This window comes from Legionella sp. 39-23 (assembly GCF_001897665.1).
Classification (GTDB): domain Bacteria; phylum Pseudomonadota; class Gammaproteobacteria; order Legionellales; family Legionellaceae; genus Legionella; species Legionella steelei.
On record NZ_MKTO01000006.1, the window covers coordinates 19,340 to 40,275 of the forward strand.

Consider the following 20,936-nt stretch of genomic DNA (forward strand, 5'->3'; position numbering starts at 1 on the left):
ATATAAATTGCAAAAAAATCTGAGAATTGAGCCTAAAAATGCTTAGGATTCATTCCTTGGGCATGAAGCTCTTGAGATACGGCCTTATTTTTATGTAAATTTAAATTCATCCCCGATAGCATTTTTCGGGTACGCATACGTTTACGTATGCGCATGTAAGGCCAGAATCAGCATATGTTGTATGGTCTTTAATGTTCATCATTAGGCGGTACTACAATCGCAAAGGGCTCGCTGGCACTACCATCGATGGATTTACTTAGAAGTTGTACTCTGACTAAAACCTTCATTGTTTTGCTGTCCTCAGAACAGTTGGTTGCCTGTGGTTCGCGCTTACAATTTGCAACTTGATGCACTGTATCTATAGGACTGTTGTCGCTATCAATCTCCTTTTGGTGTTCCAAATCAATAAGCACTAACGACAAATGACTCAGCTTCCACTCATTGCCTTCTGCACCATATCCCACGCGTCGTTCATGAACTAAGGTAACTTTTTGTCCTCTTTTCAGCGTGGTTTCATATTCCCATATTGGTTTTTCAACAGTTAACTCGCTTTCTATAATATTGTCTTTCTGTTGATAAGCTTTTTCCATATTGAGATAACCCCAACCATACGTTCTATTCCATGCAGAACCCATGATTTCCGAATGCCCAGAATCGGCTGTACCGGCATCAGCCCAGGTATCGGCGCTATTAATAAGTAAGGCTTTGATGGCCATAGGATTCTGAATACCAGCATCTTGCAGTAACAATGCCGAAGCACCTACATGCGGTGCCGCAGAACTGGTGCCACCCATAAGACGATAGCCATCTTTGTACTTCATCGCATTAGAATAGACAAAGCCATATACTTTGGGATCAGGCGCGCAGGTAAACGTATCATGGCCTGGGGCCGTTAAATCAGGTTTACGCCGACCAAATGGGGTAGGCCCTCGACTGCTGGTTTGCTTTATTATATGTTTGCTTCTATCTGCAGTTTTTACTACAACCGATTCATTTTCGGTAATCACTGTATTCATATTAGCAATCGTCAGCCCATTATAATTATCACCAGGCACTGTTAGCGTGGAAGCAAAAGTATACTGATGTGCGGGTTCTATGTATCCCGCATTTCCTGCCGATTTGACCCAGAGAATTTTTTGCGTATTCACCACATAGTCTATGACTTTTGCAAGCCCACTCCATTCAGGGCACGCAGGACAATTTAAATCCAATCGACCATTGCCCATACTGTAATTAATGATAGTAGGCTTCTGTTCCGTGCGGCTCAACATCCAGTCCAAAGACCCCATGGTGCGCATAATACTTGCAGGATCAGCTGTTTCCTCTCCCGCCAGTCCAGAAATAATGGTGGACGCACCATAAGCCATGCCTTTATATTTTTCATGATTACTCGTATAAATACAGGCTACACCTGTGGCATGTGGCTCTTTCACGCCATTAAGATGATTTGAATACCCAGAACTTCCATCCTGTTGCAGGATTAATTTTTTATTAGATAATGAAGGGTGCAATGGATCTACACCGGTATCGATTATACCAATAATCCCTTTTTGACCAGTGTAACCATGATCCCACCAATTATTTACATTAGGATAAAAGGATGAAGGAGTAAGTTTTAAAACTTGCGCATTAATATCCAACTCTGGCGTTGCGGCAGTATGTGAAGAAATTTGGGCTGCTGAATCCAAATTGGCAATTTGATAGAGTAAACCGCGATCTCGTGGAACTTGTATTGCTACTGCAGGCATAAAACCTAAATCTTGTATGTACACACCCTCAATTTTTTTTATTTCTTCAATAAACGATACTTTTTCTGTCTGATTATGTAAAAAAACTACCAGAGATAATGTGCCCCGCTTTGATCCTTTAGGATATTTGAACTTTTGGATAACGTCCGCGTCAATAATGGCCCTTGCAGAAAGAAGGGGGCTTATAGCGATTAAAATCATTGCCAGATAAGATCTTTTGAATGCATGCCACATAGAGTGCCTCATTTGCGGGGTTAACATAATAAAATAAACAATTTCTTACCGTTCTAATTGGCAACTTATTGTTTTTCATCCTGTATGTTAGAGAGATTTTAAAGCAAGGGGGAACAAGAGAAAAGCGGTCGATATAAAAAATTTTAGCCAATACAAGCCTATAGCCTCAATTTTCCTTTTAATTCAGTGGCCTGAAAGTACTGTGAAGATTTTGGCGAAAAAAATGGTCATTTCCTCTCGGGGAACTTTTTTCACGGTTTTCATTGTCGAGATGAAGCGCATGCGGTGAATGTGAATCGGCTTGGGTTATTGCCATTACTGCATAAAAAATAATCTTGAGATTTCTTCGCTTGCAGAAATACACCACGAAATATTGAGTGCATCCGCGTATTGTAAGGGCTTGATAATGCAACCAGATACGTGTAACTCACTTTTAGCAAGCTTTTCTTTAGTGGTATATTCACCTGTAAGTAAAAAAACCTTAACTTTTTCAAAATCAAAAGATTTTCTAACTTCTTTCAAAAAATCGATGCCGTTCATCCTGGGGAGGTTGAGATCAAGTAATATCACCTTCGGCCTGAGTTTAGGCTTACCATTTCGTCCATACAACATATCCAGTGCTTCTTTCCCATCCTTGGCGATAGCAATATTGACCTTTTTTTCCATTTTGGCAAACTCACGTTGCATCGATTCAATGTCAACGTCATCATCTTCTATATATAAAATATCCGCGTTCATAGCCATAATCTCCCTATAAGTGAGCAGAGCAAACTGATGCTATAAATTCCTCAGTTACTTTATATTATAATATACATCGAGGCCTTCAGCTGATTTAGCCACCAAAACACGTGGCCTATCCGTATTCAGCAATTATTACACCAAACTGAATGAGTCTGAACCTTCAACTGCAGCAATCTTATCATTGGAGCCTGTTTGTTGATGTTGAGATGCAGATTTCCAGAACATATCTCTGGGGAGAGTACTAGAGGTAGCTGGACACGTGCTTAAGCTTTTACCTGCTTCATCAATAAGCAAGCTAATTAATTTATCATTTGCACTCTCTTGTGGGCGGCGTAGATTTGCAAATTTGGCGGATAATCTTATTTTTTCATTGAGCGGCTTAATTTGACTAAGATAATAATTCAGTTGTTCTTCAAGATTATGTGCATCTGCTGATTTTAAATGGTTGGCCAAACAAAGATCGGAGTCTAATTCGATAAAGACCTTGATATCAAACCTTGATCGTAGTTTCTCATCTAAGAAAATATCTGCTCCAAAAACAATAACATCACCGGATGCATCATTGATAGCAGATAAAAGTAACTCGCTAGAATTATAAGCAGAACTATCAATGAGTAAGGTGCTCTTTTTATTTAATAAAGAATAACATTGCTCACTCAACGCTTTAAAGCCACTACCTATAGGTCCACAAACGGCCAATACTGTCATATAAATTACCACGCTGTTTAAAATGGCGGCAATAATACCAGTTTGGAGCAGTTAAAACAAATGATATTCGAAAAACCTGATGTATCCCGCCCAAATTAGACAAGTGTATTGATATTATCCATAGGATCTGGTCTTCAAACCAGATAAGATATACTGGCTTATTGGATTGGTCTCATTACTTCACTATGTCTAATATGATAAAAATTTGAATGGAATTCTCATTAATTAAATAAGGAGTTTATTATGAAAATAAGCTGTTTATTAGGCGCTTTGTGCTTATCCCCCTTTCTTGCTTTTGCCAATTCGGCTCACAATTTAGAGGGTCTTATTTTTTCCCCTTTGCCGAAAAATAAAAATACGATAGTCAAACATTATAGTAATGAACAAGAAATACCTGATCTGCAGCAAATGGCGCAAAGAACCGTTGATTTTCCAACTCAAATCGTTCGCGTTCGCGGAAATGTTGAAGGATTAGGACTCAGTTGCGAAGAAGTAACAGATAAAATAGACCAGGTCTTTTCAGAAAAAATCTCTCCCAACTTGTTTACCTACAACACCTACGTCAATTGTGGTTATGATCAAGATAGCCCCGAGGAATATGCAACCAGTTTTTCCATCCAGAGTTATTTTGATCCATTAACCGATAAAGCCGTTGATTATTTAAAATCCTATCTCAAAGAATATAATGGCTACAACTTATTTAATACCGCAACCTTGCATATTGAAAATGCCAAAGGTGTTATTATATCAATGAATCTCAATGCGGGTTTAAAAAACAACCCTGATAAAGTGCCACTGATGCTTTATCGTCAAGATAGAGGCAATTTTCATTTCAAAAGTAATTTTGACATGAGAAAAGAATTAATTGCCGATATTTATCAACGATTTTATTCAAATGCCCCCGAAATCATTCTACCCTTTTTAAACAAATGGCTTTTTTCCTATGCAGGAACAGTTTATTACCCAATTCTACAAGCATCCAATTATCTTGAATTGCAACCTGAAAGAATATTTGTCATGGAAAATGAAGGAGATATCTTCGTATCTGATTTAAGATATTATTTCGCCAACCTATGTATGAAGAGAAACCCTAATAAACATTGCTTGTAACTCATTGCAGAAAATGAGCCAGGAGACGAAGTCTGGGTGAAGCAAAAGCAGGGGAAAGGGTGTCTGATTTTTTTATTTGCAACCCGGGTCACGGTTTGCTTACACCCAGGCTGCTTTCTGACTGCCGGTAAGCATGGCAACTGACTTAAATTTTTAATTCAAGACAGTTGCCCCCAGACCTACGGACTATTTGCATTTAAGATCATATTCTCGCCTATCGTTGCAATTGAAGGAGGCGTTTGGTTAATTCAGCAAACGCTGGGCTTAACAGCCCAGCCTCCGCTTACTGACTTCTAAAGCTGATTTCCCAAGTGTTTCTGTAACAATACCAGCGATTTAGGATCACAATGGGCTAATGATAGTGTTTTAAATAGATTCTTGTTGTCTATTGCTGATAAGTGAACGTCAACAACTTGCGCTCAATTTTGTCTTCAAGAGTTCGTGATGAGTTCGCTATATTGTTCTTCATCAAAGCCCACCGCAATGGTCTTGCCATTTTGTACTAAAACCGGTCTTTTGATGATTGATGGATTGGCGATGATAAAATCAATTTTTTCCGCCATACCTAATGCTTCATAATGGTCTTTATATTTTCGGTATGTCGTTCCTTTCTTGTTGACAGGTAACTCACCGAAGTAGTCACTCCACGCTTGGAGCTGTGTTTTTGTTGGTGGCGATTTTTTGAAATCAATAAATTCATAAGCAATTTTATTGGTTTCTAAAAAAGTACGCGCTTTTTTTACCGTATCACAATTGGGAATAGCAAACATTGAAATCATTTTGGTCCGCGGGATTCAGTGACTAACATGGCAACATCTTATAATGCGGCGCTAATTTCTCCTAGAAAAAAGTGCGGAACTGTCTCGAACGAGAGGATTATACAACCAGGATTGTAACTAGTGTGCATATAAAATATGCCGAGACTGATGATATAATTTCGCCAAGATACTTGATTTCGATGCATCAATTAAACTCAATCTCTTAATTTCCATCAATGTACTAATAAATTAATTTTTAGTTAATTTATTAGTACATTGTCGAACCAAGACCCGCCCCTGACCTACGTTTGCTGCATCTTGCTCTTCTATTTCTTCAAGTACATTATTGAAATCACAATTTTTTTTTCGATAAATCGATTCAGAAGCCTTTACTCCAATCCTAATCCAAAGACATAAATAAAACTTTTTGCCACGATCAGAGCGATTTATTGTATTTATCAATTAATAAATTCTTAATAAATAATTATCTATGATAAAGAAAAGCACTATAGCTTAATTGTTTGGAGGATCTATGCCTAAGAAAGCTGCTTTTGTAGATATCGATGGGTGTTTGGTTATTGAAGGTAAACTAAATCAAGCTTTAGTGGAGCAACTTAAAGCCTATGATGAGATTATCTTGTTTACCCAAAGAAGCATGTATCTGCAGGTTGGACAAATTTCGCGCTCGTATCTCCTCTCGGGAGAAGTGGGAGAAGATACTATTGTAAATACTTGTGATGCCGTTGACGCACTAAGTAAAGCAATCGGAAAAAAAGTGAAAGTATCCACCTCTGTTGATCAGTGTTTTGGACCGCCAACTGAATATTATGAAACAGCCTTAAAGCCATTCGAACAACAATTAAAAGAAGAAGCGGCTAGCAAGAAAGATAAGTTGGATTTTGCTCCATTCAACAAACGTGTAAGTGACGAAGCTGCGGTAGTAAGAAGACATTTTGGTATTGAAGATGAAAGAGCGGCTCCGGACACCTTTTACCCTCAAGGTAAAGTAGAGCAATGCCAAGGACTTATGTCTCATTTACCTCAATTGTTGGGCACAGAAGATATTACCGTTGATTTTTTTGATGATAGCAAAAGAAATCTCAATGAAGTCATTGACAGCGACTTGCGCCAAAAACCAAATTGCATGGTTGTCTCTGGTACTTATATTTGTCCCATAGCTAAGTTTCACGAAAAATATGGCATAGATGCAGATCCACGTGATCGTAAAATTCAAGCCAAATTGCAAGAAGATCCTATTGCAAAATTAAGCCAATATATCGCTATTCGTGAAGCTGAACGTGAGAGTTCTGATCCCCGGTCTGAGTATAAAAGCAAATGGGCAGAAATTTTTAGGCCTGATGTATTGAGTGCTACAACAAAAATCAGTGCTGCCAAAAAGGCAATTAGAATTTTACAAGGAGAAGAAAACGTAGTTATGACAGAAAATGAACTGAAAGCTTTGCAGCAAGGCCGCTCTAAAGACCTCATTGGTGATGCAATTGATATAATAAAAGAGTCACAAGAACAAAATGATGATAGACATGTATTCCACTAAGAAACTTGCTTCTCTCTTCAAAAAAGCTATAAGTTTTTAACACTTACTCCAGAAACTCAACGTACCGCGGGCAAGCCGCGGTACGTTGGCAAAGTAATTGGTACCTTCATAGGCATCCTATTGATAGCGCAAGTAGCTTCATGAAATAACGATAATTAAAGACAATTACCACCTGATTTGATACAACAGGATCAATGAGTCAAAATTAAAGGTTTAATCAATGAGGAAAATAAATATTCTGTTGCTTTGTTTTACCTTATTTTTTCAGTTGCCGCAAACGTATGGAAAAACAAACAAAATGAATTCTCGATCCCAAACACAAACAATAATTGGCTATCAAGAAGGTGATTTTATAATTCCTAAGTATTCATTTAAAAATGGCCAAACCTTAAACAACCTCCGCCTCCATTACATTACCGCTGGGACGCCGCAGAAAAATAATCAAGGTGAGATAACTAATGCGGTTTTATTTTTGCATTGGACCGGTGGCAGTGGCAGTGAACTGCTTGCGCGTTTTGAAAAAGCATTATTAGCACCTGGAAAACCTTTTGATATGAATCATTATTTTTTAATTTTCCCAGACAACATTGGTCAAGGACAATCAAGTAAGCCCAGCGACGGCCTCCGCATGCAATTCCCTAATTATAACTATCATGACATGGTCGCACTGCAACATCAGTTAGTCTCTGAACATTTAAAAATTGCACATTTAAAAATGATTGTTGGCACGTCTATGGGCGGCATGCACAGCTGGATGTGGAGTGAGTTATATCCCGAATTTATGGATGGGATTATGCCTATTGTATGTCTTCCACGCATCGTTGATGGGCGCAATTTGCTTTGGCGACAAATCGTGATTAATACTATCAAAAATGACCCGTCTTGGCACAATGGAAATTATACAACGCCTCCTTATGGAGTAGAGGCCATTTGGCCATTAGTGGCAATGATGGTCGATGGGGTACCCCATATACAACACATGATTGCTAATGCGAACGAAGCAACGAATTACATCCATGCAGCAATGATGGCAGGCAGCAAAAAAGATGCTAACGATATCATTTATATCATGTCAGCCTCTAGAGACTATAATCCAGAACCGTTGTTATCGGCGATTAAAACAAAAGTATTTGCCCTGGATTTCACTGATGACGCGCTAGATTCACCTGAGTTTTATCGTATGCCCGCTTTAATAAAACAAGTAAAACATGGGCGATGGATTCTACAAAAGGGAACACCAACTTCGCATGGTCATTTTACTTTGCTCTACCCGGAGTTATGGATTAAGCAGGCAAAACGTTTTGTATCCTGGGTTAATCATTCGCAATGAAACAGCATGAAGTATTTTTCATGCTGTTTCATTGTTAAGACTCAGAGTTTACTTACACTCTGGATACTTGAATGAAGCAATTTGAGTACTCCAGTTGTCCTTCCCTGACTCCTGCAGAAACTCGTTTGTATACCAAAACGTGCAATCATCACTCGGGTCAATGGCCATACTGCTGTAGTCACCCCAGCGGTTGGTCTTGCCTGGCGCAGAAGGTAATTGATGTCCGCCTCCATTCATAATGATATTTTCACCACGCATTCTGTCACGAGGGTCATAATGTTTGCGTCCAGTATAATGGATGGATGGAAACAGTGCGGGGCCAGAAACGCTAAAGCCTAACGCCATATTTCCCTGTTTATCCATCGCAATACTACCCATCCAGCGCCCATTGCCATCAGGTTGTGTATATGTACCTTGCTGATGAACCGTTAAGTTACCTCTGTAATTTACTCTGAACTCATACCAACGGGTAGCCGGAATTTGATTTCCAGTTTGTACAACATGATTAAATACTAACGATTGATGACTACCCAAATTACGATATGCCAAGCGATACATTGGTCTGTCAGATATCACATCAAGTTTCGCGTTAGTTCCTTGTTGTACAGCGCAATCACCGTCTGCATTATCTGGAGTTTTATTACAAATCGTTGGGTTGAACTCTTTTACTCTCAGTGCAGTAGGCCCCATAAATGTGCTGTTATTGGGATTTTGCCAATCCACATGGAACTTCCATACTGCAAGGTGGTGGCGATCTGTTACCCCATTTGCGTCTTGGAGAAGCCCGACAAAATAGTTTGGCTCGCCTGCATGCGGCAGGGTTTTACCATCAAGATCCGAGGGCAGGAAGAAACCTGCTGCGGGCTGTGGTTGAAAACATTGCATCGTCGCTGGGGAGCCAGTCAACATACTGTTACGATCAAAAGCGCACGCAGCAGGTCCAGACTGAGTGGGTATCGCTGGTGCAAATCCTTCATCATCATCAAGAACGTCAGCGGGAAACATGGCGAACATCATATAATAAGCATCTGGCCAAACACCCAATTTCCCATAATCATTAAAGTTAGTGCCGAAATCAAATGCATAGCGATAGTATGGACCAGTCGCATCCGATGTCGTAGAAACCGCAATACATTGGGTCTGATGTGCTTTGTCCTCAACAGCAAATTGAGTCATAACCCAACGATTTGCTAGTTGGTCGTATTTCACAATAGGATCGCCGCTATTCTGATTTTGACATGGCCCACCAAAGCCTGCCCATAATGCGTTCCCAGCAGTTGGCCCCATCACAAGAGTTCCTGTAGCCTTATCAAAAACAGCAAAACTGGCATTTACCCACTGGACTATTTGAGTCAAGCCTACTGAGGCATTAGGATCTGGTGGAGAAATACTAGGTTCAAAATTTGGAAAACCAGCACCTAAACCTAAAAAGCTAAGACCCGGGGTTGCCACTAGTGGCAATGTAACATTAGGCTGTATCGCCTCATCGATGAACGTGCCTTCAATTGGCTTCAGCTTTAGTGGCTTTCTATATAAAGGAACGACGCGATGTGCTGGTTGAACTAGTTGAACAGTCGATGCCATACTTTTTAATGTTTCAGAAACATCATGTTTCACTTCAGGGATCACTAATTTTACTGGCTCAGCGGCTAGCGAATTCCCGGAAAAAATACTTACAGCCAATCCTAATGCAATGTTGAATTGTTTCACGATCGATAAACTCCTTGTAAAAATGTTTGAATTATTTTTGATAATCGAGCAAGTAACTTATTGGCATCCTAATCGCAATCAGGGACGTTATCCTCTAAAAATGAACTGTACTCACAATATGATTCAACATCATGTCAGAAAAAAAATGCGCTATAAAAACAAGGCATGTACATCCATTCCAACATAGCTGATTATCCTATCACACCCAATAAATCATTTGAAATCAAATGGCTATAGTTAACTGTAAGCCTGTAGTCGATTACGTGTTCTCATTACTTTTAGCTTCTCAGAGTTTTTTTTATTTAACATGTATACCCATGGTCTCAATACAGTGGGTATCGAAGCAGATACCAGTAGACTGTACAGCTACTCTTGGCGTATACAAACACAACAAATACTTGCTGTAGCAAAACTTTATTACCGCCACGGAACTAAATTTAGGAACACTTCTTACACTACTTTTTGCGCGAACAAATGACCGAATAATCCCTGTATTGGTCTGCCAAATTCATCGTGTTGGTGCAGTAGCCCTGCAGACTCTTTATATTCCAGTATTGACCAACCACTGTCCTGATAAAAATGATACAGCTCTTCTTTTTCTGGTAAATAAATAAATGATGCAGGTAATGAGTACAGCTCCGATTGGATGGGGAATATTAGAAAATGGAACCCTTGCCTCAGCGTTGCTTGTTGTAACTCATGGAGCAAAGAAGGAATCCGTTCGGGTTTTAAAAACTGTAACGTGACGGTTGAAAGTACGAAATGATATTGTTCTTTTTTAAGAGGCAAAGGCTCATGCAAATCATGCACTATTGTTTGCACCTGCGGTAAGTTCTCTTTTTGGGCAATTGTTGAAACCTGCTCAATAGCAGATTCATTGATATCAATGCCTGTTATCGGGTAACCCTCTCGAGCTAAAAATAAAAGATTCCTGCCGGAACCACAACCAACATCCAAGCTAATTAGTGGATCTTGAGCGTGCAAATGGGTAGCGTAAATAGAAAACAAATCATGATGAACGGCACCTAAGCCATACTTTTTACTGAAATAACGATTTGGTTTACAGTAAAACGCCAATGAGGCATTAAAAGGCTCACTAATTGGTATAATTTTATGCCACGCAGCAGGTGGAATTAGTAACTGCGGATTATTTTTATTGATTCGAGTTCGAGAAAGCTCTTCTCCGTCGCCATTCAGAAAAATAAAATCAATTTCGCCTTCATTAAGATGCAAACTTCCCCAAGTTCCTTCTTTAGTACTGTGCTTTTCAAGGAAGAATTTAAGTTTGCCATGGCTGTCTATTTGTGTCTGCTTGTAGCACACTAAATCATGATGTTTGAGATCTTTATTTTCTTTGAGGTGAGTATGAGCCATTTGTATCTCCTTAACTCCAATGCGAATTACATGATGATTCTAAAATCACTGACGCTCTTTGTCTGGAACTTTATGCCATAGACGCATGGATCTTAGCAATTGTCGTCCAATTACGTGCAGTGCCTTGTATGCCAAGTTTTTTCTCAATCAAATGATGTGTCAATTTAGAACGTCCTATCCCATCAGGATAGGTTAAATAAAGGCACTGAGAACCGGCAGTAATTTGTTCTCGCCCCTGTATACTCTTGATTAAATCTTCTAAAGCAGAGAGTGAAGGATTTTTTGCAAGCAACATCACAAGTAAATGACTTGGATTTGCAATAGCCATTTCAGAAAACGGATTGTTGTGCATGGTTTGCTCAAGAAACTCTTTTTGGCGCACAAATACAGTAACCACCAATTGTAATTGTTGATAAATAGCCGATGCAATCTGCTCCTCCAGAAGAGCCTCCGGCACACCATGCTCTACACTAAAAATAATATTTCCCGTTTGCAGAATAGTTTTTACCTGCTCAAGCCCATGATTTTCCAACAAAAGACACAAGTCCCGCATTGCGACCTTTTTGTGACCGCCTACATTAATTCCACGAATAAATGCAACATAATTCATTTTTCTATCACTTGCATCCTAAATCCAAAATTGTACCATCAAGTTTATAATCAGTAGTTACCAAATGAATGGGAGCAGCCGAGTAGTGACTTTTTTTTGATACTCAGTATATCCGGGCAAATCCCGTACAAGTATTTTTTCCTCATTCAAGATACGGGCAACTAGGAGTGCTAGGAAGGCGGGAGCCAGAAGTAGGGTCCACCATGAGCCGAGTGCCAGTGGTGTGCCAATGAAAAGAAACATGGCGCCAAGATACATCGGGTGGCGCACGCATCCATATAGTCCCGTCATAATAACTTGTTGCCCCTCCTCAACACGAATGTTGGCGGCAGCATAAGTATTCACTTTCGACACGAGATAGAAGATATAGAATGAGAATGCAACGAGCGCATCACCTATGATCGATACATACCATGGTACCAACGACCAGTCAAAACGGACATCGAGCGGTGACAAGACGACAAGTGCGATACACAGAATGTAGAGAATAAAAATAATGATTTTTTGGGCGGGCTCCTTTTCATACGCGATGCCTGCCTCAGTACGACGCTTGAGAAGCGCTGGATCATATTTTGCTAGATACACGCTGTATGCGGCGGATGTAATAACAAACACTACCATGTAAAGCCAACCTTGCCAGTAGCTTAGGGTGCCAGCAGAGATAAACAGGAGCGCAAATAGAACCAGCGTCCCGAAAATTGAAGAGCGAATCAGTTGTTGGTAAAGAACGTCCATATTTTCTTCTTTTCTTAGAAATTATCTTTTAAATTCTAAAGATTGAATTCATCTTACACTTGCGGATTATTTTAAACAACCATCAGGCCATGCTCATTAGTTAAGCATTTATAGTCCGGCTTTAAGAAGTCTAGACAAAAATTGAACCATGGATTTGCCCTGAAAAAATCCAAAATACACCCAAGATAATCTTGCAGAGCAAATTACAGGCATTATATTTAATGGATAATTAATTTCGACTCCATATCTCGAATTTTTTCGTAATCTAATAAAATTAATTCTCGGTTTCCAGCCAAACCAACAATGCCAATACTCGTTAAATAATCGACTGTTTGTGGTACGCGATCACCATTTTTAAACCAAATATGTTCATTAAGAAAAGTCGGCAATTTAGCAATATCAGCGAAAATTTCAGCATTCACTATTGTTCCTGTAGCAGGTGATTTTAAAAAAACAGGCATCACTGTTTTTTTAAATAGATATTTTTTTGTTGTAACATCACCGTCAGCATAGATCTCAACTAATTTATCCGCCTGGCTACTCCCAGTAGCCTCTCGTGCAAAGCCAACAACGGGCCCTCCGCACATCCTGGCACCAGTTTCTATAAGGCGAGGACCGTCTTTAGTGAGCATGATTTCATTGTGGGCCGCCCCCCAGCGAACTCCCAAAGCATCTAATGCTTTTTGCGTATAAGCAAATAACGCTCCATACATTTCTTCGCTATAAGGCACAAACTCAACATAGTCATACACGGTTTGGCGACCGTTAAAGGATGTTTTATTGTATTTAATTAAATGCGTTAAATAGTGTTTTCCATTGGCACTCACAGTACCTACAGCAAACTCCGTCCCCATAGCCTGCTCCTGGACCACAACCGTTTCATTCATTGCCCCAGTCAGTTTAGAGGGCTCAGATAAAACGCAGTTGAACGCCTTTTGCCAATCGCCTCGTGCTGGAATGTGAAAAACCTTATCACTACCAGCAGAGATTGGGGGTTTAATTATCAAAGGAGAATCAATTAATCCATTTGTCTGAATCCAAGATTCAACTTCATTTTCGGATGCGGTATTGAGTGTCTTCAAAGCCGGAACGCCTGCTTCCTGTAACGCTTTTTGCATCAGTGCTTTGTGTAATCTATTCTGTGCTTTCTTAGGATCATTGGCGAACTGAGGTGTTAACGCTATCGCTAAAGCGTCTGCGAGGGGAACCCCTTCTTCTGCGCCGGGAATAATGGCCAGTGGATCGTACTTTCTAAGCATCTCTACAAGATTAGGTTGATCTGGAATTATCTCAATAAAGTCAGTAGCTTGAATTGTTGCTCCAAAGCCACTCCAATCTAGCGGTTTAAGCGTAACGGCAATAGCAGGGATTCCCCGAGCTTTAAACGCAGGAGCCAACTCGATTCCTGAGGATAACGGCTCGACAATGACAACAGGTCTATTCATGAACATACCCCTTATTCGCGTTGTGAGTTAATAGTAGCTGCACGATTAATACGAAAAGTAATAACGTTGCAGCAGAAAAAGGAAGATAGATTTCTCTGAATCCAGACGCAATAATTAAGCCGCCAAGCAAGGTCCCCAAGGCCCCTCCCAACCCTAAGGCCGAAGAATTCATAGCAGCAAGGATGCTCCCCTGATTTTCATGTAATTCATATAAAATTTGTTGTTGGGGATTAGCAACAGCCCATCCGAAAGCACCCCACATGAAAAAAGGGATTAATCCAAAGTAAGGCACGTTCTTAGTCAATGGTATCGCAATCAGAGACAGCATGAGGCCAAATAAAATTAAAGCCATAATAACCCGGGGTTTTCGGGTTCGATCAATAAAGATTCCAACCAATGAGCTCCCTATGAATCCTCCCAATCCCCAACTAAAAAGAGTCGTGCTTAATGAATGAGGAGAGCCTGATTGAATAAGGGTGACATACGAATATAGTCCCAAACTTGCCAGAGCTGTAAAACATGTAATGCCAATTACCGATAGCGTTTTTGGCTCAATCATAAGACGTAGCCTAACTGCAAAGGGTGGTGACTTAGGCAGTCTTATGTTGGCATTTTGCAGCGAAAAACCAATTAAGGCGATGAAGCTTAAAATAACAAGATAAGCAATCGACAACTGCCAATGCAATAATGAAGAGAGGTACAGTCCAAGAGGAACGCCAAATACTACGCCCGCACTATTAGCACTCCAGAAAAAACTTAATGCGCGTCCCTGAGTAGTAGTACTGGCGAAATAAACAGCCATGCTGATACATAACGGAGTAAAAATTCCAGCCCCAATGCCTGCAAGAGATCTGCCAATTAAAAACGGCAAGAGATGCTCAGAAAACAGGGTTACTAAATTGCCAACAATGAATACCGTAAGTGCAAGTTGAATAATACGCTTTATCGACTTATTCGCAAAAAGGATGGAAAAAATAGGCGCCGAAAGAAGATAAGTCACACTGAATAGACTCATTCCCTGACCGGTTACGGCAACAGGTTGGCCAATAGTTTGGCCTATTTGCGGAAGAAGACCGGCGATGAGGAAAGTATTGCAACCTACAGCAAACATTCCTATTGCTAAAAAAATTAAAGTGGTCAGCATAAGCTTCCCAATTCAAATAAAGACTCAATTTTATCTAGCGGTGCCGAAGATCGAATGTAGGAATCAGGTCTGACTAAAATTGCCTGATTTTTATAGACCGTACTGTTAGTCCAAAAATGCTCCTGACATTGGTTTGGATAAATGTACATGACATTTATAAACTCTGGAAGTTTTAGATCCACGTCACAAGTACCGAAAATGAGTAGGGTGAATTTCATATAATCGAGATGAGAATAAAGTCGTGTTTTGACCATGCCGTTAAAAAGCTCGAAATCAAAGATCCGCGAACCACAAAGTTCTCCTGCCCCGTAACGTACCCCCATCCCCGTGATATTCCCTGCCCGCTTTTGTACAATCTTTACGTAGTCTTGGGCATGCGTCCCATTTAGTGAATACTTAGTCGAACGGACAAGCTCACCCGCAGTATTTATCACATCATGAGCGACTGGCTTGCGTTCGTCTTCATAACTGTGTAACAGTTCTTCAGGAGCCCCGCAACGTATGACCATGTTTAACTTCCACATGAGATTAAATGCATCTGCAAGACCGGTATTAAGGCCTTGTCCACCGTTTACGGAATGAATATGGCATGCATCGCCTGCAAGAAAAATACGATCCTGCACGAAAAAACGCTCAGCAACAGATTCCTTAACTGAAAACTGTGAAAACCAGGCAATCTTTTTAAAAGATAGGGTATGCGGTTGCATTGCCCGATTAATTTTCTCAATTGCTTCATTCAAAGTGAAGTCTTGAGTGTCCATTCTCACGTAAAACCTGTCGATCTCCCCCTCCCTTGGAATCCAGGCCACATCCGATGTTTCTGCCTGAAAGACGATGATTTCAGGAACCTTGGGAAAATCGGTGGTTATAATGCCATCGATTACAGCCCAAACAATTTGCGGACGTATAATTTCAAAAGGGATTTCAAAGTGATTGCGCACAAAGGAGCGTGCACCGTCTGCACCAATGACATATCGAGACTGAATACGCTCCCCATTGGCAAGAGTTGTAAGGCAGCCTGCCTCATTAAGCTCAATGTCGACAATGACTGCTGAACGTTTTACTGCTACCGCAGACTCTTTTAGTTTCTTATCTAACAGTTTTTCTATATAGGATTGATCCAGCATAAGAAAGTGTTTATGCAAACACCCCTCCAGTTCTTCCCACCATGACGATTGTCGAGAAATGAATTTGCCATCTGCCCAAACAGAACTGGTATTGCAGGTCTTTCCTAAAGGATAGAGTTCATCAAATAAATCAACCAATTCAAGAAGCTGTAAAGTGCGTGCGTTAAACGCATCCGCTCTCCCAACTTCTAAAGGACCATCAGACTTATCGACAATCACCATCTGCAAACCACAAAGTTGTGCTAGGTAGGCACACATAAGACCGACTGGACCTGCGCCAACAATCATGATATCTGCAACCTGTACACTCATATGTACGACTCCAGACCTGGATTAGCAAGAGGAGGATTACTCAAAACATGAACGCGCTGAATATGGCGCGGAGACTTAGAGACAAATCCTTCTCGACCATGCAATAGTGAAAAATTATCTGCAATAACGATATCTCCAGTTTGCCACTCATGGGCATAGAAATTATTCGGAGAATAAAGCGCTCTTTCTAAACTTTGATGGAAACGAGCTAACTCTTCATGGTTAATACCCGTAAATTCAAGATCGGGTGGGTTCACAAAATGACCTTTCTCTGCGGAAGGAGGCTCATTGTAACGAATTACAAAACAATCCTGTTGCGGGTGTTTCGTAATAATTGGTGATACCGTCTTACTACTATAAAACTCCATTTTTCGTTGATAAGTACCAGTCACCTTATGCCAAAGCTCTTTTAATTCAGAAGATGTATTGTTTAAAGCTAAAATGGTATTTGAAAAAGTGGTCCTTCCCCCATGTCCAGGCAAAGGTGCGTTGACACAATGAAAAATCTGGTATTCAGGAACTTGAGGTCGATACATACCATCCCAATGCAGTGGCATATAACTATTATCAAAAATGTGATCTTCCGGATCCTCTCGCTCAATTAGCTCCAGCACCTTGCCAAAAGGCCACAGACTCACTTCTCCCCATAATTCACAATAGTTAGAAAAATCCTCGGCATTGTGAAATGTAGCAAACCCTCTTAATACCACGAGTTGATTCTTTCTAAATAAACGCCGTAAGTCCTCTACATCCACCTCGCTCACCGATATCTTTTCACATACAGCCTCTAAGAGCACACCAAATGGTTTTAGATGAGTTACTTGATAATTCATATTACACCTCCGCCATTAACTGATAATGACTGTCCCGGCCGTCTGCAGCATAAATTAATTTTGCACCTAAAGCCTCCGCTTCTGAGCGTTTCAGTAAGACATACCCTTTCTTACTTTCCACAGCAACACCATGCCAAGGGGTCATCCAGCTTTCATTTCCTACTAAACGAATTCCTAATTTTTTTGCGCCACACGTTTGGGGATGAATGGACAAGCGCACTGCCTCAGGAAAGCGCTCAGCAATTAACATGCTCCAAGCATTACTTCTTCTTATGACCTCATATGCTTTAGAGCGAGATTCTTTTTGGATGGCAGAACGACTTTTTGTTTGCCCCGCATGCATGGCGTCTTCAAATAAAAACCGCGTGATGCCACTGTACATACGATTTGCTTCTTGCTCATCAGGACTTGCTGAGGGTTTGGCGCCGTTACGAATCTTAAGCTTAAGAATCTCTAAGGACTGTCCATAGCGTTTCATAAGCTCATCACGCATTTGCACAAAGTGAAGATTCTTGTAAAAGTAATCCAGATTAAAAAGGGATATGTCTGCAAAAGACATTTCTTTTATAAGCTTCTCTAGCTCAACTTGGTAAGCCGTGACATTAGCTTCTTCCATGCCAACTACATCACTAAAAACCCTGCCATCGGAGCACAGGACAATTTTAATTCCGGGGGTATAAATTTTTTTTATGCGTTGACACAATGTTCCCAAAAAATGCAGAGAAAGTCGTTCCGCATAATCAGGTAAGGGACCCAAAACTTTTTCAGGGTTTGGGGACTTTCCGGGAAAGGCCGGTAATATAAAAGTAACCGGTTCATTCTGTTTCACCGCGGAGATGATTTTGGGCAAATACGCAGAGGCGCACTTTTGACATCCTCTATCACACAAACGAACAGCCTCTGGGACGCGACGAAAAATCATTATTTCAGCTAATATTCTTTGAGCCATTTCTAGAGAAGAGCCTTTATCTAATGAATTTTTAAGTACGTAATCTTTAGTGTCATGATTTTCGGTAATTAAAGTGAACGCTGTATTTTTCATGTTCCGTACCTCCTAAGAATAAAGAGTACAGATCTTCAACAAATCATTAAAATGATTTATTTCAATGATTGTGATAAATTTTATTTATGCCTAAATATTCAATTGATGATTTATGTCTTTATTATTGGATGATATAAAATATTTTATCGCGGCGAGTGATACGCTCAATATTACGCGGGCTTCGGAAATTATTGGGATATCGCAACCGGCGCTTAGTTACTCTATAAAAAGGCTGGAAAATAAACTTGGCGGAGCACTATTTATTCGGCTTAAAAATGGGATCCAACTGACAAAACTCGGAGAAGAGTTTAAGCAACGTTCCCATCGACTCATCTATGAATGGGAACAAGTCCAAAACATAGCCCATCCTGAATCAGGCTTTGTGCAAGGAAACTATACCATTGCCCTGCACCCATCAGTCGCTCTATACGCACTTCAGTACTTTATGCCACAACTGCAAGTTGAATATCCAAAGCTGAACTTTAATTTTATCCATGGTCATTCAAGAGAGATGACTGAAAAAGTAATTAGTTGGGAAGCGGATTTCGGTATTGTTGTTAACCCCATACAACATCCTGATCTCGTTATCATCAAACTCTCTACTGATGAAGTTTCAGTCTTTCATGCCCAGAATGCACAAAATAAGCTTATTTATGATAAAAAGCTTGCTCAATCACAATATATACTTAAAAAAATTGACAAAAAGATCGCCTTTAACGGGGTAATTAACTCTACTAGCCTTGAGGTTATCGCCAAGCTAACAGCCTTAGGTCTTGGATATGGCATTCTACCCACAAGGGTTACCCATCAATACCAACATCTTAAAAAACTAAGTAATGCGCCCATATTTAAAGATGAAATTTGTTTGGTCTACAGACCTGAAAAACATAACAATTTAGTAAGTAAAAAAATTATTCAAATGATTAGAGCATCGATAAGTAATGATAACGCCCAGATTTAAAATGCATCATGATTCATTACCTTGTAAAAGGCTGAATTTGACTATTTTACTGCACACCATCACATCATCTAATTCACTCAATAAATAGCCTGGGATTCTTTATAAAAACTGCCTGTCAAGATATAAAATCAAAATCAATGATTTCATTCACTCAAGCAAGCTACTAACATGGGATACAAATCTCCCGATATCTATATCTAGTATTCAAAATTGTTTCAGCCCAGCTCTGACATCATTGAAAAAAAAACCCGAATTAACTATGCTTAAAATATTGACACAATTTAAGGATTTGAGATGCCCAAAGGTATTGTTCCCTTCCGCGTAGATTTTGAGAAAAATGGCGTTGGAGTTTCAACCAGAGCACAAGCAGCGCAAATTCTGGATGAAGTAGCCAGACAACATGCCAATGGAGCTAAAACGGTGGGGATCACTTATTCTGCCAATCAAGCGCAAACAGATAAAATTCAAAGTACTTACAAAAATGGCGGTTGGAAAACAGGAACTGATGGATCGAATCAAGCAGCTGTAATCTCCGAAATCGAACAACTACTCACTACGCCCAAATATCAACATTTACAGGGTGTCTACCGCACAGTTCCTATTACCACGATGAAATACGACAGCACAGGAAAGGCTGTGAAAGCTAAAGATACTGACGTAGAAGAAAGCCTTAAAGGTGCTTCTAAATTTATGGATGATGGCGGTGTATTATTAGGCTGGACGAATCAAACAACCGCCCCTGGCCGGTTGGCAATTGGTGGCGGTGTAGCGTCTGGTGTGCAAACATCCGCTCAAAAGAGCATGATTAACAACTGGGTAAAGAACAATCTCTCATCGCCCACTTTAGACGATGACCTGCCAATGGCACCTCTTAAACCAACAGTATCCGAGACTTCTTCGGTACAGGCACTACAAGCTTCCGAAGAAGAAGAGGCTCAACGCAAGAAAAAAAGCATTGGTATTCAAAGTGAACAGGTTGAAGCACTGCTTGCAGCCTATAAAAAACATTGTGGGGAGCAATGGTTTAAGGATAATCCACCTGAGAAAGGTGAAGATGGTCGATTAAAACTGACTTTTAAATCAGATGAAGACATGACTGACTTTTTCAAGAAACAAGCTGAGTCAGGAAATAGTTTTATCATGGTTGATGAAAAAACCAATAAAGTCATTGCCTACTCTAATGGTGATGGAAAACTCTATAAACCAGGAAAAGATGGGCCACAAGAAATTACCGGTAAAACTTTACTGCCCAAAGCAGGTGAAATGAATGATCTTCCTGATCTTAAGGATTTTAAGATGCCCGCAAAAGCAGCAACACAAGAGTCTGTTTCCCAACCACAGTAAACATAACCAATATAGTATCCTGAAGACGTGCCTCTGCACCGAACTCTTAACCCTTTGAGGTTAAGCAAAATCTGTACGTGTTTAAAGACTTTTAGATAGCCAGCTTACGGACCAG

Annotated in this window: 18 protein-coding genes; 5 read left to right on the forward strand and 13 right to left on the reverse strand. The window is 40.2% G+C overall.

The genetic code is table 11. The features are described from left to right. Positions 1-188: 188 nt before the first annotated feature. The 3 genes from BGO44_RS02750 to BGO44_RS02760 all read right to left on the reverse strand — a co-directional run bounded on the left by BGO44_RS02750 (position 189) and on the right by BGO44_RS02760 (position 3,431). Complete coding sequence (locus BGO44_RS02750) at positions 189-1,982, reverse strand: S8 family serine peptidase (RefSeq protein WP_058511188.1); 1,794 nt, start codon at positions 1,980-1,982, stop codon at positions 189-191. 315 nt (positions 1,983-2,297) lie between these two features. Then, positions 2,298-2,720, reverse strand: a complete 423-nt coding sequence (locus tag BGO44_RS02755) for a response regulator (RefSeq protein ID WP_058511727.1) — start codon at positions 2,718-2,720, stop codon at positions 2,298-2,300. A 135-nt stretch (positions 2,721-2,855) separates the two neighbouring features. Continuing rightward, on the reverse strand, positions 2,856-3,431 hold the full coding sequence (locus BGO44_RS02760) for a nucleoside/nucleotide kinase family protein (RefSeq protein ID WP_273198170.1): 576 nt from the start codon (positions 3,429-3,431) through the stop codon (positions 2,856-2,858). Between the two features lie 243 nt (positions 3,432-3,674). Here BGO44_RS02760 and BGO44_RS02765 point away from each other — a divergent pair, with 243 nt between their 5' ends. Continuing rightward, complete coding sequence (locus BGO44_RS02765; protein ID WP_273198169.1) at positions 3,675-4,541, forward strand: Lpg0189 family type II secretion system effector; 867 nt, start codon at positions 3,675-3,677, stop codon at positions 4,539-4,541. A 431-nt stretch (positions 4,542-4,972) separates the two neighbouring features. On the opposite strand, the gene BGO44_RS02770 is transcribed toward BGO44_RS02765, so the two are convergent. Continuing rightward, positions 4,973-5,320 carry an arsenate reductase family protein gene (locus tag BGO44_RS02770; protein WP_058511191.1) on the reverse strand — a complete coding sequence of 116 codons (348 nt, stop codon included), beginning with the start codon at positions 5,318-5,320 and terminating at the stop codon, positions 4,973-4,975. A 511-nt stretch (positions 5,321-5,831) separates the two neighbouring features. On the opposite strand from BGO44_RS02770, the gene BGO44_RS02775 reads away from it, so the two are divergent. Next, positions 5,832-6,854 (forward strand): hypothetical protein, encoded by a 1,023-nt coding sequence (locus BGO44_RS02775; protein WP_058511193.1) that lies wholly within the window; start codon positions 5,832-5,834, stop codon positions 6,852-6,854. Positions 6,855-7,074: 220 nt separating this feature from the next. Continuing rightward, entirely contained in the window at positions 7,075-8,184 is a 1,110-nt protein-coding gene (locus tag BGO44_RS02780; RefSeq protein WP_058511194.1) for an alpha/beta fold hydrolase, read from the forward strand. Positions 8,185-8,232: 48 nt separating this feature from the next. Here the strand turns inward: BGO44_RS02780 and BGO44_RS02785 are convergent, their stop codons facing one another. The 9 genes from BGO44_RS02785 to BGO44_RS02825 all read right to left on the reverse strand — a co-directional run bounded on the left by BGO44_RS02785 (position 8,233) and on the right by BGO44_RS02825 (position 18,516). Further along, positions 8,233-9,894: a hypothetical protein gene (locus tag BGO44_RS02785; RefSeq protein ID WP_058511195.1), complete on the reverse strand. Its 1,662-nt coding sequence runs from the start codon at positions 9,892-9,894 to the stop codon at positions 8,233-8,235. Positions 9,895-10,344: 450 nt separating this feature from the next. Further along, positions 10,345-11,268: an SAM-dependent methyltransferase TehB gene (gene tehB / locus BGO44_RS02790; protein ID WP_273198168.1), complete on the reverse strand. Its 924-nt coding sequence runs from the start codon at positions 11,266-11,268 to the stop codon at positions 10,345-10,347. 70 nt (positions 11,269-11,338) lie between these two features. After that, positions 11,339-11,878 carry a DUF1697 domain-containing protein gene (locus tag BGO44_RS02795; protein ID WP_058511197.1) on the reverse strand — a complete coding sequence of 180 codons (540 nt, stop codon included), beginning with the start codon at positions 11,876-11,878 and terminating at the stop codon, positions 11,339-11,341. 57 nt (positions 11,879-11,935) lie between these two features. Continuing rightward, on the reverse strand, positions 11,936-12,613 hold the full coding sequence (locus BGO44_RS02800) for a methyltransferase family protein (RefSeq protein WP_273198165.1): 678 nt from the start codon (positions 12,611-12,613) through the stop codon (positions 11,936-11,938). A 218-nt stretch (positions 12,614-12,831) separates the two neighbouring features. Then, positions 12,832-14,058, reverse strand: a complete 1,227-nt coding sequence (locus tag BGO44_RS02805) for an ATP-grasp domain-containing protein (protein ID WP_273198162.1) — start codon at positions 14,056-14,058, stop codon at positions 12,832-12,834. Beyond that, entirely contained in the window at positions 14,051-15,202 is a 1,152-nt protein-coding gene (locus BGO44_RS02810; protein WP_273198161.1) for an MFS transporter, read from the reverse strand. The genes BGO44_RS02805 and BGO44_RS02810 overlap by 8 nt, the downstream gene beginning before the upstream one ends. Next, positions 15,196-16,641: an FAD-binding protein gene (locus BGO44_RS02815; RefSeq protein ID WP_058511201.1), complete on the reverse strand. Its 1,446-nt coding sequence runs from the start codon at positions 16,639-16,641 to the stop codon at positions 15,196-15,198. Before BGO44_RS02815 ends, BGO44_RS02810 begins: the two co-directional genes overlap by 7 nt. After that, positions 16,638-17,474, reverse strand: a complete 837-nt coding sequence (locus BGO44_RS02820) for a TauD/TfdA dioxygenase family protein (protein WP_273198159.1) — start codon at positions 17,472-17,474, stop codon at positions 16,638-16,640. The genes BGO44_RS02815 and BGO44_RS02820 overlap by 4 nt, the downstream gene beginning before the upstream one ends. Position 17,475: 1 nt before the next feature. Beyond that, on the reverse strand, positions 17,476-18,516 hold the full coding sequence (locus tag BGO44_RS02825) for an L-tyrosine/L-tryptophan isonitrile synthase family protein (RefSeq protein WP_058511203.1): 1,041 nt from the start codon (positions 18,514-18,516) through the stop codon (positions 17,476-17,478). A 112-nt stretch (positions 18,517-18,628) separates the two neighbouring features. On the opposite strand from BGO44_RS02825, the gene BGO44_RS02830 reads away from it, so the two are divergent. Further along, the gene (locus BGO44_RS02830; protein WP_058511204.1) at positions 18,629-19,477 is read left to right on the forward strand and encodes a LysR family transcriptional regulator; all 849 of its coding nucleotides are present in this window, start codon (positions 18,629-18,631) and stop codon (positions 19,475-19,477) included. 294 nt (positions 19,478-19,771) lie between these two features. Next, a complete protein-coding gene (locus BGO44_RS02835; protein ID WP_273198154.1) occupies positions 19,772-20,821 on the forward strand; it encodes a hypothetical protein in 1,050 nt (349 codons plus the stop codon). Positions 20,822-20,936 lie beyond the last annotated feature (115 nt).